This is a genomic window from Caulobacter sp. X, from assembly GCF_002742635.1.
In the GTDB taxonomy this organism is placed as follows: Bacteria; Pseudomonadota; Alphaproteobacteria; order Caulobacterales; family Caulobacteraceae; genus Caulobacter.
On record NZ_PEGF01000001.1, the window covers coordinates 974,559 to 990,555 of the forward strand.

The window sequence follows — 15,997 nt, forward strand, 5'->3', positions numbered from 1 at the left end:
GCGCTTGGAGTTCGCATGCTGCGTCGCCTCTACGACTGGGTCATGGGCTTGGCCGCCTCCCGTCACGCCCCCACCAGCCTGTTCGCCGTGTCGTTCGCCGAGAGCTCGTTCTTCCCGATTCCGCCGGACGTGATGCTGGCGCCGATGTGCCTGGCCAAGCCCGAGAAGGCCTGGCGCTACGCCCTGATCTGCACGATCGCGTCGGTGCTGGGCGGGATTCTCGGCTATGCGATCGGTTACTTCCTGCGCGACTTCGGCCTGTGGATCATGGCGGCGACCGGCCATTCCGGCGGGCTTGAGCAGTTCCAGTGCTGGTACGGCAAGTACGGCGTCTGGGTGATCCTGGCCAAGGGCCTGACGCCGATCCCCTACAAGCTGGTGACGATCGCCTCGGGCCTGGCGGCCTTCAGCTTCCCGATCTTCATCGTCGCCTCGACCCTGACGCGGGGCGCGCGATTTTTCCTTGTCGCCTTCATCATCAAGAAGTTCGGCCCCGCCCTGCTGCCGGTGGTCGAGCGTCGCCTGGCCCTGTTCGCCGGAATCTTGATCGCCCTCATTGTCATCGGCCTGACCGCGAGCCATTTCATTGGCGGTAGCGGACACGGCGGAGCCTGCGTGGCATGACGAGCGAGAGCGCCACGGGCGAAACGAAGGGCCTTGTCGGTCGCGTCTACGATCTGGTCACGCGGCGCTGGCCGCTGCTGGCTTTCCTGTCCAGCGCGCTGATGCTGGTCATCGCCCATGCCTTCGAGCGCTTTGGCGGCCTCGCGCCCTGCCACCTCTGCCTGAAGCAGCGCGAGATCTATTGGGCGGCCGGAACGGTCGGCCTGATCGCCTTCGCCCTGCAACGCACGCCGCTGTGGCCGCGGCTGCGAATGCCGGCCAATCTGCTGCTGGGCGCGCTGTTCCTGTATGGGGCGGGCCTGGCGACCTATCACGCCGGCGCCGAATGGAAGTGGTGGCCGGGCCCCTCGTCCTGTTCGGGCGTGGGCTATGCCGGCGCGGCGGATCTCGAAGCGATGCTGAAAGGCACGGCCAAGATCAAGGCCCCGGCCTGCGACAAGGCCGCCTGGGTATTCCTTGGTCTGTCGATGGCGGGCTGGAACGTGCTCATCTCGCTGAAACTGGCCGTCTGGTCCGTCCTGGCGGCGCTGCGCAAGTCGGAAGCCTCGGTATGAGCAAACCCACACCTCCCCGTCCCGGCCAGGGCGCCCTGAAGACCCGTCTCGGCGAGATCCTCCGCGTCGATCAGGCCGGCGAGCTGGCCGCCGTCCACATCTATCGCGGCCAGGCGGCCGTGATGCGGAACGCCCCCGGCCGCGAGCGGATCGCCGACCAGCTGAAGGAGATGGAGGGCCACGAACAGGTCCACCTCTCCCGTTTCAACGACCTTCTGACCGAGCGCGGCGTGCGCCCGACCCTGATGTCGCCGGTCTGGCGCGCGGCGGCTTTCGCCCTCGGCGCCGGCACCGCCCTGATGGGCGACAAGGCCGCCCATGCTTGCACCGAGGCGGTCGAGTCGGTGATCGAAAAGCACTATGCCGGCCAGATCGCGGAACTGAAGGACCGCGATCCCGAGCTGGCCGCCGAGCTTTCGCAGTTCCGCGACGACGAACTGGCCCATCGTGACCTGGCCGTCGAGGAAGGCGCCCGCGAGGCCCCCGGCTATCCGCTGCTGAGCGCCGTGATCCAGGCCGGCTGCCGCGCCGCGATCAAGATCAGCGAAAAGATCTAAGCCCGGCGCTTGGCGCCATGCGCCCCCGCGCCTACCGATGCTTCCCAAATCTTCGCGTTGGGGAGTCGCCCGCCTTGTCCGTCCGTATCCGCGCCCTGGCCGCCTGCGCCGCGTCCCTGCTCGCCCTGTCCGCCGCCAGCGGCGCGTTCGCGGCCGAGCCCCTGAAGACCAGCGCGCTCTCCCTTGAGACCGGCGGACCCATGCCCGTCGAGCAGCAGGCGCTGGGCTTCGACCACGCGGACCTGAAGTTCAAAATCCTGCCCGACAAGAAGGCGATCGAGGGCGAGGCGACCCTGACCTTCACGGCCAAGTCGCCGCTGGACAAGCTGGTCCTCGACTTCGACCGCGTGTTCGCGATCAGCAAGCTGACGATCGACGGCAAGGCGCTGAAGCCCTCGGCCTGGACCAATCCGGAAGGCCGGATGACCATCACCCTGCCCCGCCGCGTCGCCAAAGGTAAGACGGTCACGGTCGCGATCACCTATGCGGGCGTCCCGCTGGAGGCCAAGCGCGCCCCCTGGGACGGCGGCTTTGTCTGGAGCAAGACTCCGACGGGCGAGCCCTGGATCGCCACGGCCGTGCAGGGCGACGGCTGCGACCTGTTCTGGCCCTGTATCGACTATCCGACCGGCGAACCCAAGCTGGTCGACCTGCACATCACCGTCCCCGCCTCGCTGGTCGCGCCGGCCAACGGCGTCTTCCTGGGCATGACCGAGAAGGACGGCTGGCGCACCTACAACTGGCGCGCCAAGACCCCCAATACCTACGCCGTCGCGCTGGATGTCGGCCCGTATGAGGAGCTCACCGCGACCTACAAGAGCCGCTACGGCGACAGCTTCCCGATGTCGTTCTGGTATCTGAAGGGCCGCGCCGAAAAGGCCAAGGCGCTGTTCGCCGAGTTCACGCCAATGCTGGACTTCTACGAGCAGATGATCGGTCCCTACCCGTTCCGCGACGAGAAGATGGGCGTGGTCGAGACCCCGCACCTGGGCATGGAGCACCAGACCATCAACGCCTATGGCAACGAGTACCGCAAGGACGTCTACGGCTTTGACTGGCTGCTGCAGCACGAGTTCGCGCACGAGTGGTTCGGCAACCAGCTGACCAACGCCGACAATGACGACATGTGGCTGCACGAGGGCTATGGCACCTATATGCAGCCGCTATTCTCCCAGTGGCTCCACGGCGACATGGAGTACATGGCGCGCCTGAACCAGATGCGCGTCGACACCAAGAACCGGTTCCCGATCGTCTCGGGCCGCGCCCTCAAGGAGGACGAGGTCTATAACGGCGACCGTGGCCCCGGGAACGACATCTACTACAAGGCGGCCAACGTCCTGCACACGCTGCGCGCCTTGCTCGGCGACGAGGCCTTCTTCAAGATCACGCGGATCGCCGTCTATGGGACCCCGGACCCCAAGCCCGGCAACTTCGCGCCGCGCTATCTGAGCACCAGGGACTTCATCAAGATCGTCAACCAGGTGACCGGCAAGGACTACGGCTGGTTCTTCGACGTCTATCTGTACGAGGCCCAGCAACCCGAGTTGCTGGAGTCGCGCGAGGGCGATGATCTGGTGCTGACCTGGAAGACGCCGAAGGACAAGCCGTTCCCCATGCCGGTTGAAGTCAAGGTCGGGGACAGGCTTGTGACCGCGCCGATGACGGACGGGACCGCTCGGATCACGGTCGGCGCCGCCGCGCCGGTGATCATCGACCCGGCCTCAAAAGTCCTTCGTCGTCAACCTTATCTGGAAGCTTACCAAGCCTGGAAGAAGGCCAAGGACGAGGCGGACCGGGCGGCGACGGAGGCAAAGAAAAAAGCCGAGTCCGGAGAAAAATAGTCTTCAGGAAGACATCGCGAGAGGCGGAAAAGTCATACTTGGCTAACCGCGTTCGTTCACCACTTGGCGTAATCTTCATCTTAAGACGAGGACGCCATTTGGAGATCCTCGCATGTTCCTCAAGCCCCGCCATATCGTTCCCGTGGCCCGCGGCGCCCTTGTCGTGGGCGGCCTGGCCGTGGTGGCGTTGACCCTCGGTCCGTTCGCGGGCGCCGAGGAAATCCTCGGTCTGAGCGACAAGGTCGCCCACGCGCTCGCGTTTGGCGCGCTCCTGGGGATTGCGTTCTTTGCATTCCCGTTCCGTCGCCGGTTCGACATGATGCTCATCGCGCTGGCGATTGGGGCCGCGGTCGAAATCGCCCAGACCTACGTCGCGCGCAGCAGCAGCCTGGCCGATTGGGTGGCTGACGCGGTTGGCGTCTACGGCGTTTACGTGATCAGCATGATCGAACGCTGGCGCTGGATGATCCGCGAGCAAGGCTCGCTGACCTTCGCCGAGATCGCCGCCATGGACGCTCGTCGCGCATCGCGTCGCGCCAATGTCGCCTTCGAACCGCAGGAGGGCTCGGCCGAAGCCGCGAACTTCGCCGAGCGCGCCTCGCAACGGTTCCCGGCTCGCTGATCAGGTAATGCGCTTGACGCTGACCGGGTCACTGCCCGGGAAGCTCTCTTCCAGACCCTCGTCCAGCAAGGCTTCCTGACGGTTTTCAGCCGTCTCGACCTTGGCGGCGAGCTGGTCATGCTTCTCACCCTCGCGGAGCGGTTCTTCCGCTTCGCGGGCGTGGGGGGCGTCGAACGACTTATCCTCCGGCCGGATCGCCCCCTCCGACGCCATGTCGGCGGTCGATGCGGCGGTGCCGTGGGTAAAGTGGCGGTCGTCGCCCTTCTGGGTATCGGGTCGGGTCATGGCTTATCTCCGATGGCTTGAGCCTCGAAGATAGAACCCTGCCGCCAAGGTTCCGGTTGCATCGGAACGCCGAGTGGAAGCCTCAGGCCTCCAGCTCGATATCCCAGTACAGATAGTCCAGCCAGCTGACGTGCAGCCTGCCCGGCGGGAAGCGCCGTCCACGCTCCTGCAATTCGTGCATCGAGGGCCGCCGCGCGTGGTGATAGGGCTGCATGCCCGCCTCACGCGGCGTGCGACCGCCCTTGCTGAGATTGCAGGGCGCGCAGGCCGTGACGATGTTTTCCCAGGTGGTTCGCCCGCCTCGCGACCGCGGGATGACGTGATCGAACGTCAGGTCCTCGGTCGAGCCGCAGTACTGGCAGCTGAACGCGTCGCGCAGGAACAGGTTGAAGCGGGTGAAGGCCGGCGGGCGCTCTTGCGGGACGTATTGCTTCAGCGCCACGACGCTGGGCAGCCGCATCTCGAACGACGGCGAATGGACCACCTGGTCGTAGCTGGCCACGACATCGACCCGGTCCAGGAACACCGCCTTGATCACCTCCTGCCAGGGCCAGAGGGATAGCGGATAGTAGCTGAGCGGCCTGAAATCGGCGTTGAGCACGAGGGCCGGCATGCCCGACGGGGGGCGTGTGAGGACCTGCATCAGATCCTCCCTTCGAGGCGAGCGCCAAAACGCCCGGAGCCTCGGCTGAGGGGGTACGCGACAGGACTGAAGACGGGCCTCCTTCCTACGCAATTCTGGGAATCGGCATTCATTCCCGAACGCAGGGAAAGGATGAGCCAGATCGGCGACAGAACCAAGACATCTGTCGAAGGGACTTAGAAAGGCGCGATCTCGCGTCGCTTCACCGCCCCGTAGCAGGCCCACAGCAAGTGCGCCGCGACGCCGCGATACGGCCGCCAAGGCTCCGCGCGAAGATAGGCCTGCTTCTCGTTGGGACGGACCTCCGACCTGTCCATCCAGCGCATGGCTTCCTGCAAGGCCACGTCGCCGCCGGGGAACATGTCCAGCCGGCCCTGGGTGAACATCAGATAGACCTCGGCCGTCCAGCGCCCGATCCCGGTGATCGCCGTCAGGGCCGCGACGGCTTCCTCGTCGGAAAGGCCCGGCAAGGCGTCGAAGTCGCAGGTTCCCGAGACATGGGCCTGCGCAATGGCGCGGGCGTAACGCGCCTTGGGCCGCGATAGCCCCAACGACAGCAGGTAGGCGTCCTCATGCGCCAGCACGGCCTCGGGCGTCATGTCCGGCACGCCAGCTTCGACCCGCGCCCAGATGGCCGCCGCGGAGGCCAGCGAGACCTGCTGCTGCACCACCATCTTCAAAAGGCCCGGAAAGCCGCCAAGGCCCACGCGCCAGTCGAAGGCTGGCGTCACCGCCTCGATCGCCGCCAAGGCCGGGTCGGCGTCGGCGAGGACCTTGCGGGCTTCCAGGAGGGCGTCTGCGGCGGGCGGAACGAACATGGTTCGCAGGTGGGGGCCTTATCGAGCCATGGCAATCCGAAACTTGCGGCCTATTCGATCGCGGTGATCTCGATCTCGCCGCCGGGCGCCACGGCGGTCTCGCCAATCGCCTTGCCCAGCAACGCCCTGGCGATCGGCGCGATGTAGGACACCGAGCCCTTGGTCGGGTCGGCCTCATCCTCGCCGACGATGCGGAAGGTCTGTACGCGGCCGTCCTCGCGCTCGAACGTCACGCGGTCGCCGAACTGGACGACGGTCTTGCTCGGGTCGCGCTCCGTCAGCTGGGCGGTCGCGCGGCGGGCGGACCAATAGCGCAGGTCGCGGGTGGCCCGCGCCATGGCCGTGCGATCGCCATCGGCCGCGCCGCCGGCGCTCTGGGCGGCGGCGTAGGCCGCGCGCGCCGAGGCGAGCTCGGCCTCGATCTGGGCCAGGCCTTCCGGCGTGACGAGATTGGGATGGGGAGAGATCGGGCGATCGGGCAGATCGGCCGCGAAGGCCTCGCTGTCGCCCTCTTTGGTGAAGGCGACGCTCATGGCCGCTCGGAAGTCTGGATCATTGAGAATTCGCCTGCGACGCGCGATGGGCGGCGTCGAAGGCCTAACGCGTCCTGATCTGGTTAGCTCCGTACACGGGAGGCTTCAAGCCGCCAGACCTTCAGGAGGGACACGGCGGCGGGGGCCCAAGGCCGCCCGCCGATCGCGAACGGATCGCTTACAGGACGACGCCGGCGACAGCGGCGGCCACCGCCAGGGCGATAACCAGAAAATAACCGCCCGCAAGGCGGTCGAAGGCGTTCTCAAAGGCGTTTACGTAACGAAGCATATCGGTAGCCCCTCATATGTTGTTGCGTCCTGGCTCACCGCGAGCCACCGGCGGCCGCTAGCGGCTAGCCAATCTGGACAGTGCTTAGATAGCGCAAATCTAAACGGCGTCAAGATGATCTTTACAGCGTTTGGATGAAATTTTAGAAAGCTATGGTTAGAGTGAGGCCGATGACCACCGCGACCGTCGAATCCCGCCCCTATCACCACGGCGATCTCAGCCGCGCGCTGGTCGACGCCGCGCGCAAGATTCTCGAGACCGACGGTCCCGCCGCCCTCTCGCTAAGGGCCGTGGCGCGCGAGGCCGGGGTCAGCCCAGCCGCGCCCTACCACCACTTCAAGGACAAGGCCGAGCTGCTTGAAGCGGTGGCCCACGAGGGTTGGGTCGAACTGGATCAGGCGCTCTCGAAGGCGCGCGCCCTGACCGCCGATCCGGGCGAGCGCATGACCAATCTGGGCGTGGCCTATGTCTGCTTCGCCCGCGACAACCCCGCGATCTATCGCGTGATGTACGACTGCTCACGCGACAAGGACGCCCTGCCCGAACAGTTGAAGGAAGGCGGCGCCTATTGCCAGGTGCGCGACACCCTGGCCGAGCAGGCCAAGAGCCCCCTGGCCGAGATCGACCTGGAGCTGGCCACCATCGCCGGCTGGTGCGCGGGTCACGGCCTGGCCGAGATGATCGGCTTCAAACAGTTCGCGCACCTCAAGGAAATCCTGGGCGGCGAAGAAGCCTTCCTGCGGGCGGTGTTCCAACACCTGGGCATGTTCGCGAAGCTCGACGCAGACTGAGCGTGGCCTTCGTCACTCGGTTCGCGCCGTCGCCCACCGGCTATCTGCATCGCGGCCACGCCTATTCCGCCGTCACCGCCTACGAAGCCGCGCAGGAGGCTGGCGGTCGTTTTCTGCTGCGGATCGAAGACATCGACGTCACCCGCAGCCGCCCCGAATATGAGGCGGCGATTCTCGAGGATCTGGCCTGGCTGGGCTTGTCCTGGGAAAATCCGGTGCGCCGGCAGTCCGAACACCTGGGCGACTATCACGCCGCCATCGAGGCGCTCCGTGCGCGAAGCCTCGTCTATCGCTGCTTCAAGACCCGCAAGGAGATCGACGTCGGCCGCGCGCCCCACGAGCCGGCGGTTCCCTATGTCGGCTCGCCGCTACCGCCGGACGAGGAAGCCGAGCGCCTAGACCGCGGCGAAGCTTTCGCCTGGCGGCTGTCGCTGGCGGCGTCACGCGACATGCTGGGCGGTTTCGATGCCCTGACCTTCATCGAGGACGGCGCGGGCCCCAACGGCGAGACGGGTCTGATCCAGGCGCGCCCCGAAACCGCCGGCGACATCGTCTTGGCTCGCAAGGACGTTGGTGTCGCCTATCACCTGGCTGTCGTTCACGACGACGCCCTGCAAGGCGTCACTCACGTGATCCGAGGTCACGACCTGTTCGAGGCGGCCCATATCCAGCGCCTGCTGCAGGCTCTGCTCGACCTGCCGACGCCGACTTACCGCCATCACGGCCTGCTCGTCGGCCCCGACGGCAAGCGCTATGCCAAGCGCGACAAGGCCCAGACGCTACGCGAGCTGCGGGCGGCCGGCGTCACGGCCAAGGCCCTGCGGCAAGAGCTGGGCTTCTCCTGAAGCCTCACCGGCTCCAGTAGCGATAGCGATAGGCGGGCGCGAAGCCCTCGGCCGCATAGAGAGCGATGGCTGGCGCGTTGTGGGCCTCGACCTGCAGCCAGGCGCGCTCGACGCCCTCTCGGCGAGCCTCGGACAGCAAGGTCAGCAGCACCCTCCGGGCCAGGCCCTTGCGACGATGGTCCGGAACCGTGCGCATGCCGAAGACGCCGGCGAAGCCCCCGCCAAGGGCCGCCACGCCGATCGCCGCCGGCGCGCCGTCGATATCCAGTCGCGCGAAGCAGGCCGGCGGCGGCATCCGACTCAGCGCTTCGATACGCTCGCGGCCATCCTCGGGATCGCCCGCCGAGGCGGTGAACACCGTCTCAAAGGTTTCGTCCGGCGCAGAAGACACGCGCACCGCCAGATCGCGCTCCCCGCCCGTCGCCCCGACCATGACCAGGGTGTCCTTGCCGGGACGGTAGCCCCGCGCGGCGAGACGTTCGGCGAGGTCGGCGGGCGCGACGACGTCGTCGGTCAGCTTGAAGCGCGGCGGCAGGCCACGCGCGGCGTACCAGGCCTCGACGGCGTCAATGGCTGCGTTGGGATCGCGATCCGGCGCTCCCAACGGCCAACAGGCGTTGATCCGCATCGAGTGACCAGACGCGGCGTTCAGCCGCCAGCCGCCCAGCCGCTCGCGCTCGCGCGCTGGCCAGGCGTCGTCCGCCAGGGGTTCGAGAATCGCCGGATCGATCACTTCTCTGACAAGAGCTTCTCGACCAGCGCCCGAACCTCGGGCGCGGACCAGTCGGCGGGCCCGGACAAACGGGCGCGCTCGCGGCCCTGACGGTCATAGATCACGGTCGTGGGATAGCCCGCCGCGCGCGGCTCCAGGTCGAAGGACAGCTTGTAGGATGGATCGCGATAGGTCTTCAGCGGCGGGTTCGCGGCCATCTCGGCCTGGACGAGGTTCAGGTCGCTGTCGCGGTCGACGCTGATCGGCAGGACGGTGAGCGGCTGGGTCGCATAGGCCGCCTGCAGCTTGGCCAGGGTCGGCATCTCGGCCTTGCACGGCGCGCACCAAGTGGCCCACAGGTTCATGACCACGACGCGGCCCTTGAAGTCGGCCAGGGTGGCGGGCTTTCCGTCCAGGCTGGTGAACACCGTGGCCGGCGCGGCGCGCGGGCTGGCGGGCACGTCCAGCTTTGCAAGCGTCCCCTTCTTGAATTCTGTGAGGTCGGCGGGCCCTTGGGGTTTGAACGAAGCGGTTGCGATGACGTATAGAACCGCCGCCACGCCGACGAGGATGACGCCCGCAAGCGCCAGTCTCAAAGGATTGCGCTTCGCAGCGCCCGGCTCGTTCTGACCCGACTGGACTTCGCTCATATGACCGACCACGCCTCCGATACGCCCCAGGCCGCCAAGGGCCAGGGCCAAGCCATGTGGGGCGGTCGCTTCTCGGCCAAGCCCGCCGAGCTGATGCAGGCGATCAACGTCTCCATCGGCTTCGACAAGCGCCTGTGGGCGCAGGACCTGGCAGGCTCGCGCGCCCACGCCCGGATGTTGATCAGCCAAGGTGTGATTGCAAGCGCCGACGGCGAGGAAATTCTGAAAGGTCTCGACGCCATCGAGGGCGAGATCGCCGCGGGCGCCTTCCCGTTCCGCGACGAGTACGAAGACATCCACATGAACATCGAGGCGCGGCTGCGCGAGCTGATCGGCCCGACGGCCGGCCGGCTGCACACCGCCCGCTCGCGCAACGACCAGGTGGCGGTCGACTTTCGCCTGTGGGTCCGCGACGCCTGTGACCGTTCGGTGGGGCAGCTGGAGGCTCTGCAGAAGGCCCTGCTCACCCAGGCCGAAGCCTATGCCGACGCCCTGATGCCGGGCTTCACCCACCTGCAGCCAGCCCAGCCGGTGACGTTCGGCCATCACCTGATGGCCTATGTCGAGATGTTCGGCCGCGACGCCTCGCGCTTCCGCGACGCCCGGGCGCGGATGAACGAGTGTCCGCTGGGCGCGGCCGCCCTGGCCGGCTCGCCCTTCCCGATTGATCGCCACCAGACGGCGGCGGCGCTGGGTTTTGACCGTCCGACCGCCAATTCGCTGGATAGCGTCTCCTCGCGCGACTTCGCCCTGGAGGCCCTCTCGGCCGCCTCGATCACGGCCACGCACCTGTCGCGGCTGGCCGAGGAAATCGTGCTGTGGACGACGCCGATGTTCGGCTTCATCAAGCTGACCGACGCCTTTACGACGGGCAGCTCGATCATGCCGCAGAAGAAGAACCCCGACGCGGCCGAGCTGATCCGCGCCAAGGTCGGCCGGATTCTGGGCTCGCTGACCACCCTGACGGTGGTGATGAAGGGCCTGCCGCTGGCCTATTCGAAGGACATGCAGGAGGACAAGGTCCCGACCTTCGAGGCCTTCGACGCCCTGGAGCTGGCTTTGCTGGCCATGGCCGGCATGGTCGCCGACCTGACGCCGAACACCGAGACCATGGCCAAGGCGGCGGGCGCGGGCTTCTCGACGGCCACGGACCTCGCCGACTGGCTGGTGCGGACGCTGAACATGCCTTTCCGCGACGCGCACCACGTGACAGGGTCGGCGGTGAAGACCGCCGAGGGTCTTGGCGTCGATCTGGCCGATCTTACCTTGGAGCAGTTCCAGGCGATCGAACCCCGGATCACCCAGGACGTCTATGCTGTCCTGACCCCGGCCGCCTCGGCGGCCAGCCGCATGAGCTACGGCGGGACCGCCCCCGCCCAGGTCCGCGCCCAGATCGCGCGTTGGAAGGAAGTTCTGGCATGACGCTGCGCCCCATTACCCTGCTCGCGCTGACCGCCCTGGCCGTCACGGCCGCCGCCTGCGGCAAGCAAGGCGCGCTTGAGCGTCCCGCGCCGCTCTGGGATCCGGCCAAGAAGGCCGCCTGGGAAGCCGAGCGCCGCGCCGCCTCGGCCCAAGCCAATCAACCGGCCCGCGCCGGCGGCACGCAGGAAATCCGCGACCCGGCCTCCAGCAACCGCACCATCCGCGCCGCGCCGCTTCCCGGCACGAACGATCCGTTCGGCGGTCCGTCCGCCGCCGGCTTCCCCGGCGCCACGCCCAACTAGGACTTCGCGTTGAACCACTTCGAATACGGCCCCGAAGGCCTGGCCTGCGAGGGCGTTCCGCTGGCCAAGATCGCGGCCGAGGTCGGCACGCCGGTCTATGTCTATTCCCGCGCCACCCTAGAGCGGCATTTCACGGTCTTTCGCGACGCGCTGGCCCTGGCCGGCGTGGCCGATCCGCTGATCGCCTATGCGGTGAAGGCCAATTCCAACGTCGCGGTGCTGAAGGTGCTGGGCGACCTCGGCGCCGGGGCCGACACCGTCTCGGAAGGCGAGATCCGCCGCGCCCTGGCGGCAGGCATTCCGGGCGAGCGGATCGTCTTCTCGGGCGTCGGCAAGACCCGCCGCGAGATCGCCTTCGCCCTGTCCGTCGGCGTCGCCGAGATCAATGTCGAGTCGGAACCCGAGCTGGACCTGATCGCGCAGGTCGCCGCCAACATGCGCGTGAAGGCCAAGGTCGCCTTCCGCGTCAATCCGGACGTCGCGGCCGGCGGCCACGCCAAGATCGCCACCGGCAAGTCCGAAAACAAGTTCGGCGTCTCGTTCGCCGAGGCCGCGCGCCTCTACGCCAACGCCAGCAACAATTCGAGCCTCGAGCCGGTCGGCGTGGCCTGCCACATCGGCAGCCAGATCACCGACCTCGAGCCCATGCGCGCCGCCTTCACGAAGATGCGGGGCCTGGTCGAGCAGCTGCTGGGCGAGGGCCTGTCGGTCGAGCGCCTGGACCTGGGCGGCGGTCTGGGCGTGCCCTATTTCAACAGCCCCGAACCGCCCTCGCCCGCCGCGTTCGCCGCCATGGTCGGCGAAGTCACCCAGGGCCTGCCCGTGACCCTGGCCTTTGAGCCCGGCCGCGTGATCGCCGCCAACGCCGGCGTGCTGGTCAGCGAGGTCGTGCATGTCCATGAGCGTCCGGAAGGCCGCAAGTTCCTGGTCATCGACGCGGCTATGAACGATCTGATCCGACCGGCGATGTACGACGCGTTCCACGACATCCGTCCCGTGGTCCAGCGCGGCGGCGAAACGGTCTACGATGTCGTGGGCCCGGTCTGCGAGACCGGCGACACCTTCACGCGTGATCGCGCGCTGCCCCCGTTCACGACGGGCGACCTGGTCGCCTTCATGTCGGCGGGCGCTTATGGCGCGGCCATGGCCAGCGAGTACAACACCCGCCCCCTCGTCCCCGAGGTTCTGGTGGATGGCGACCGCTACGCGGTCATCCGCAAGCGCCCGACCTATGACGAGATTTTGGCCCGGGATCTGGTCCCGGAATGGGTTTAGGTAGTCGTACGCACAAAAAGTCCGCTTCATCGTCACTCTAGATTAACCGCAATCACCGATTTTCACCCAGTTTGGGGCGTGGAGTGTCTTCGGTGAGCAGCTTCATAGAGTTCGACAGTATCGAAGCTCAACGAAAGGTGGGCGGCCATCTTGTGCTGGCCTGCATCGCCGCCCTGGTGCTGATCACACCAGCGGCCAGCCTGTTCACCGGCGGTAAATCGACCCTGATCCTGGCGGGCGCCTCGGTGCTGCTCGCCGCGATCGGCTGGGGCGGCTGGGCCATCTGGCGCGACAACGCCGCGCAGCGCATCTCGACCGCCGTCACCCTCATGGGCCAGGTCAGCCTGTTCGTCGCGGCCTTCGCCGGCCATCCGCTGCAGCACGAAGCCCGCATGGCTTATCTGGCCGCCCTGGCCCTGATGGTGGCCTATGGCGATTGGCGCGCGGTGGCCGTGGCCGCCGGCACGATCATCGGCGTCGAGATCGCCGGCGCCCTGTTCGCGCCTCACCTGCTGATGGTCGGCGAGGTCACGCCCCTGCGCGTCGCCTTCAGCGCCGGAGTCACCCTGGCGACCGCCTGGTCGCTGATCTGGCTGACCGCCAGCGTCTCGCGCCTGTTCGTCACCGTCACCGCCCGCACCGACAAGGCCCTCGACGCGGCCGCCCGCGCCGACGCGGCCAACGCCGACGCCGAGGCCCAGCGCGCCGCCCGCGACGCCGCCAACGCCGAGCAGGCCCGTCAGAAGGCCGCCCTGGAAGCCGAGCAGACTCAGGTCGTCGAGGAGCTGGCCGAAGCCCTCGCCCACCTGTCGCGCGGCGACCTGACCTGGCGCCTGACCAAGACCTTCGCCGACCGCTACGAGCCCCTGCGCGCCGACTTCAACGAGGCGCTGAGCCGCCTGCAGGCCGCCATGCGCGAGATCGCCGGCAACGCCGCCAGCATGACCGCCGGCGTCGCCGACATGTCTCGCGCCTCGGACGAGCTGGCCCGTCGTACTGAGCACCAGGCCGCCAGCCTGGTGCAGACCACCGCCGCCCTCGGCGAGATCACCGTCGCCGTCCAGAACACCGCCGAAAGCGCCAACCAGGCCAACGCCGCCGCCGCCGCCGCCCGCCAGGAGGCCGAGCGCTCGGACCCGGTGGTCAGCGAGGCCGTCGAGGCCATGACCCAGATCGAGACCTCGTCGGGTCAGATCGGCAAGATTATCGGCGTCATCGACGAGATCGCCTTCCAGACCAACCTCCTGGCCCTGAACGCCGGGGTCGAGGCCGCCCGCGCGGGCGAAGCTGGTCGCGGCTTCGCGGTCGTGGCTCAGGAAGTTCGGGCCCTGGCCCAGCGCTCGGCCGACGCGGCCAAGGAGATCAAGGACCTGATCAACATCTCCGGCGACCAGGTCAGCGCCGGCGTCGAGCGCGTGGGCCGCACGCGCGAGGCGCTGCAGCGCATCATCGCCCGGGTCGCCGAGATCAACACTCAGATCAACGCCATCGCCGCCTCGGCTCGCGATCAAGCCGAGGGGCTGGGCGAGGTCAACGCCACCATGGGCGAGATGGACCGGGTGGTGCAGCAAAACGCCGCGATGGTGGAAGAGACCACCGCCGCCGCTCACGCCCTCGGCAACGAGGCGCAGGAGCTGGCGCGGCGGGTCGACATGTTCGAGATCGGCCGCGAAAAGGCCGCCTCCGCGGCGGAGCAGCGCGCGGCTTAGGTCAAGCCGCGCCCCAATCCTTTAGTCCATCGCGCCGATGTACGGCAGGCCGCGGCTCTTGCCTTCGTCGTCGAGGCCGTAGCCCACCAGATAGCGGGGCGGCGCTTCCCAGGCCACGAAGTCGGGCTCCATGCCGCGCGAGGTCGGCCAGGGCTTGCGGGCGAACACCGCGGTGAGCACCTCGCTGGCGCCGGCGTCCTTCACCAGCCGCGCGGCTTCCGACAGCGATAGACCTGTGTCGAAGACGTCGTCGACGACCAGGGCGCGACGGCCGACCAGCGGGCGCTGCAGGTCCGCGCGGACTTCGCAACGGCCCGAGCTCTTGCGCTCGTCGTGGTATGACGCCAGCCACAGCGCGTCGAAACGCACGTCGCGGCCAGCCTTGTACAGGGCGCGGGTCAGGTCGGCGGCGAACCAGAGGCCGCCGGTCAGCAGGCAGATGACCACGGTGTCGTCGTCGATGCGCGGCGCGATCGCTTCGGCCAGCGCCTTCACCCGTTCGGCGATCTCGGCTTCCGAGATCAGGACTTCGGGCTTCTTGGAGTCATTCATGATGAGCGGGTTCGTGAGAGGCTGTAGGGACGGTTTTGTCCCCGCTCTCATGTCCCGGGGGGGCATGTCCAGCCGCTTCTGACGTCGCGGACGCATCCTGAGCCCCACGCAGGGCGACATCGGGCTTCTCGCCATGGCCCTCGGCGGGCTTGTCGTGACCGGCTTCGGGGTGGATCGAGGCCTTCACGCCGCCCTCTTCGTTCGCGAAGCCGATCTGCAGGTCCTTGGCCGTGCGGGGCGGATCCACGAAGGTGATCGAGAAGTGCCGGACCTCGCCGGGCGGGATCTTGGCGTCGTGGGCGGCGGCCAGCTGGCCGGAGACGCGCTTGCCTTCGCCATTGAGCAGCTCGACGCGCAGGGCCGGCGCGACCACCGCGTGTTCGGTGATGTTGCGGATCGCGCCCGTCACCGTGACCGCCGCGTGGCCGTCCTTCATCAGAGGCTGGGCCTTGATGCTGCCCCGGTCGATCACGAGGCCCACCGTGTTCACAGGCAAGCCCACCGCCGCGTAGGCTCCGGCGGTTCCAGGCATGATCCGGACGACGTCGATCCGGAAGATCAGGGCGCCGATCACCAGCGCGGCCATCACGGCGGCCATGCCCGCCCAGACGATGCCGGTGACCGTGGCCTCGCGCAGCCGTCGCTCGGCGTCGGCGCGGGCCCGGAAGACCTTAGGAAGCTCTTCTCCGGGCAGAGCGCTGACGGGCGGCTCTTCCTCTGGTTCGTTGGCGGGCTGGTCTCCCGCCGCGGACGCCGCCGCGGCGTCAGAGTCGCCTCGGCTGGCGAGGCTAGGGTTCTCGGGGTCCTCGAAGAGATCGGTCGCCGCCTCTTCGTTGCGCGCCGTCCAGCGGTGGCCGCAGGCCGCGCAACGCACGACCCGGCCTTCCGGACCGACCTTCGAGTCGTCCACGAAATAGCGGCTGGCGCACTCCGGACAGGTCAGTATCATGGCCGCGAATCGAACGATCCCCAC

20 protein-coding genes are annotated in these 15,997 nt (G+C 67.9%); 11 read left to right on the top strand and 9 right to left on the bottom strand.

Annotation, left to right across the window (positions count from 1 at the left end; genetic code table 11):
• The first annotated feature begins 15 nt into the window (after positions 1 to 15).
• The 5 genes from CSW60_RS04395 to CSW60_RS04415 all read left to right on the top strand — a co-directional run bounded on the left by CSW60_RS04395 (position 16) and on the right by CSW60_RS04415 (position 4,198).
• The gene (locus tag CSW60_RS04395; protein WP_099536092.1) at positions 16 to 624 is read left to right on the top strand and encodes a YqaA family protein; all 609 of its coding nucleotides are present in this window, start codon (positions 16 to 18) and stop codon (positions 622 to 624) included.
• Positions 621 to 1,178, top strand: a complete 558-nt coding sequence (locus CSW60_RS04400) for a disulfide bond formation protein B (RefSeq protein ID WP_099536093.1) — start codon at positions 621 to 623, stop codon at positions 1,176 to 1,178. The genes CSW60_RS04395 and CSW60_RS04400 overlap by 4 nt, the downstream gene beginning before the upstream one ends.
• The gene (locus CSW60_RS04405) at positions 1,175 to 1,735 is read left to right on the top strand and encodes a demethoxyubiquinone hydroxylase family protein (RefSeq protein WP_099536094.1); all 561 of its coding nucleotides are present in this window, start codon (positions 1,175 to 1,177) and stop codon (positions 1,733 to 1,735) included. The genes CSW60_RS04400 and CSW60_RS04405 overlap by 4 nt, the downstream gene beginning before the upstream one ends.
• 17 nt (positions 1,736 to 1,752) lie before the next feature.
• Complete coding sequence (locus CSW60_RS04410) at positions 1,753 to 3,576, top strand: M1 family metallopeptidase (protein WP_201722964.1); 1,824 nt, start codon at positions 1,753 to 1,755, stop codon at positions 3,574 to 3,576.
• A 112-nt stretch (positions 3,577 to 3,688) separates the two neighbouring features.
• The gene (locus CSW60_RS04415) at positions 3,689 to 4,198 is read left to right on the top strand and encodes a VanZ family protein (RefSeq protein WP_099536096.1); all 510 of its coding nucleotides are present in this window, start codon (positions 3,689 to 3,691) and stop codon (positions 4,196 to 4,198) included.
• On the opposite strand, the gene CSW60_RS04420 is transcribed toward CSW60_RS04415, so the two are convergent.
• The 5 genes from CSW60_RS04420 to CSW60_RS04440 form a co-directional block, all read right to left on the bottom strand.
• Positions 4,199 to 4,483, bottom strand: coding sequence for a hypothetical protein (locus tag CSW60_RS04420; protein ID WP_099536097.1), 285 nt, complete (start codon positions 4,481 to 4,483; stop codon positions 4,199 to 4,201).
• An 82-nt stretch (positions 4,484 to 4,565) separates the two neighbouring features.
• Complete coding sequence (locus tag CSW60_RS04425; RefSeq protein ID WP_083778479.1) at positions 4,566 to 5,129, bottom strand: HNH endonuclease; 564 nt, start codon at positions 5,127 to 5,129, stop codon at positions 4,566 to 4,568.
• A 173-nt stretch (positions 5,130 to 5,302) separates the two neighbouring features.
• The gene (locus CSW60_RS04430) at positions 5,303 to 5,944 is read right to left on the bottom strand and encodes a DNA-3-methyladenine glycosylase (RefSeq protein WP_099536098.1); all 642 of its coding nucleotides are present in this window, start codon (positions 5,942 to 5,944) and stop codon (positions 5,303 to 5,305) included.
• A 50-nt stretch (positions 5,945 to 5,994) separates the two neighbouring features.
• Positions 5,995 to 6,477, bottom strand: coding sequence for a transcription elongation factor GreA (greA, locus tag CSW60_RS04435; protein WP_099536099.1), 483 nt, complete (start codon positions 6,475 to 6,477; stop codon positions 5,995 to 5,997).
• A gap of 178 nt (positions 6,478 to 6,655) precedes the next feature.
• Entirely contained in the window at positions 6,656 to 6,766 is a 111-nt protein-coding gene (locus CSW60_RS04440) for a hypothetical protein (protein ID WP_099536100.1), read from the bottom strand.
• Between the two features lie 170 nt (positions 6,767 to 6,936).
• On the opposite strand from CSW60_RS04440, the gene CSW60_RS04445 reads away from it, so the two are divergent.
• Both CSW60_RS04445 and gluQRS read left to right on the top strand, forming a co-directional pair.
• Entirely contained in the window at positions 6,937 to 7,557 is a 621-nt protein-coding gene (locus tag CSW60_RS04445; protein ID WP_201722965.1) for a TetR/AcrR family transcriptional regulator, read from the top strand.
• 2 nt (positions 7,558 to 7,559) lie between these two features.
• On the top strand, positions 7,560 to 8,402 hold the full coding sequence (gene gluQRS / locus CSW60_RS04450) for a tRNA glutamyl-Q(34) synthetase GluQRS (RefSeq protein WP_099536102.1): 843 nt from the start codon (positions 7,560 to 7,562) through the stop codon (positions 8,400 to 8,402).
• A gap of 4 nt (positions 8,403 to 8,406) precedes the next feature.
• Here the strand turns inward: gluQRS and CSW60_RS04455 are convergent, their stop codons facing one another.
• Together CSW60_RS04455 and CSW60_RS04460 are read right to left on the bottom strand one after the other, a co-directional pair.
• A complete protein-coding gene (locus CSW60_RS04455; RefSeq protein ID WP_099536103.1) occupies positions 8,407 to 9,135 on the bottom strand; it encodes a GNAT family N-acetyltransferase in 729 nt (242 codons plus the stop codon).
• Positions 9,132 to 9,764, bottom strand: a complete 633-nt coding sequence (locus CSW60_RS04460) for a TlpA disulfide reductase family protein (RefSeq protein ID WP_099536104.1) — start codon at positions 9,762 to 9,764, stop codon at positions 9,132 to 9,134. The genes CSW60_RS04455 and CSW60_RS04460 overlap by 4 nt, the downstream gene beginning before the upstream one ends.
• Here CSW60_RS04460 and argH point away from each other — a divergent pair, their 5' ends adjacent.
• The 4 genes from argH to CSW60_RS04480 all read left to right on the top strand — a co-directional run bounded on the left by argH (position 9,765) and on the right by CSW60_RS04480 (position 14,472).
• Entirely contained in the window at positions 9,765 to 11,186 is a 1,422-nt protein-coding gene (argH, locus tag CSW60_RS04465; RefSeq protein ID WP_099536105.1) for an argininosuccinate lyase, read from the top strand.
• Complete coding sequence (locus CSW60_RS04470) at positions 11,165 to 11,488, top strand: hypothetical protein (RefSeq protein ID WP_099536106.1); 324 nt, start codon at positions 11,165 to 11,167, stop codon at positions 11,486 to 11,488. The genes argH and CSW60_RS04470 overlap by 22 nt, the downstream gene beginning before the upstream one ends.
• A gap of 9 nt (positions 11,489 to 11,497) precedes the next feature.
• Positions 11,498 to 12,763 carry a diaminopimelate decarboxylase gene (gene lysA / locus CSW60_RS04475; RefSeq protein ID WP_099536107.1) on the top strand — a complete coding sequence of 422 codons (1,266 nt, stop codon included), beginning with the start codon at positions 11,498 to 11,500 and terminating at the stop codon, positions 12,761 to 12,763.
• Positions 12,764 to 12,855: 92 nt separating this feature from the next.
• Entirely contained in the window at positions 12,856 to 14,472 is a 1,617-nt protein-coding gene (locus tag CSW60_RS04480) for a methyl-accepting chemotaxis protein (protein WP_099536108.1), read from the top strand.
• Between the two features lie 21 nt (positions 14,473 to 14,493).
• On the opposite strand, the gene CSW60_RS04485 is transcribed toward CSW60_RS04480, so the two are convergent.
• Positions 14,494 to 15,075 carry a phosphoribosyltransferase gene (locus CSW60_RS04485; RefSeq protein WP_201722966.1) on the bottom strand — a complete coding sequence of 194 codons (582 nt, stop codon included), beginning with the start codon at positions 15,073 to 15,075 and terminating at the stop codon, positions 14,494 to 14,496.
• On the bottom strand, positions 15,017 to 15,997 hold the full coding sequence (locus CSW60_RS04490; protein ID WP_099536110.1) for an MJ0042-type zinc finger domain-containing protein: 981 nt from the start codon (positions 15,995 to 15,997) through the stop codon (positions 15,017 to 15,019). The genes CSW60_RS04485 and CSW60_RS04490 overlap by 59 nt, the downstream gene beginning before the upstream one ends.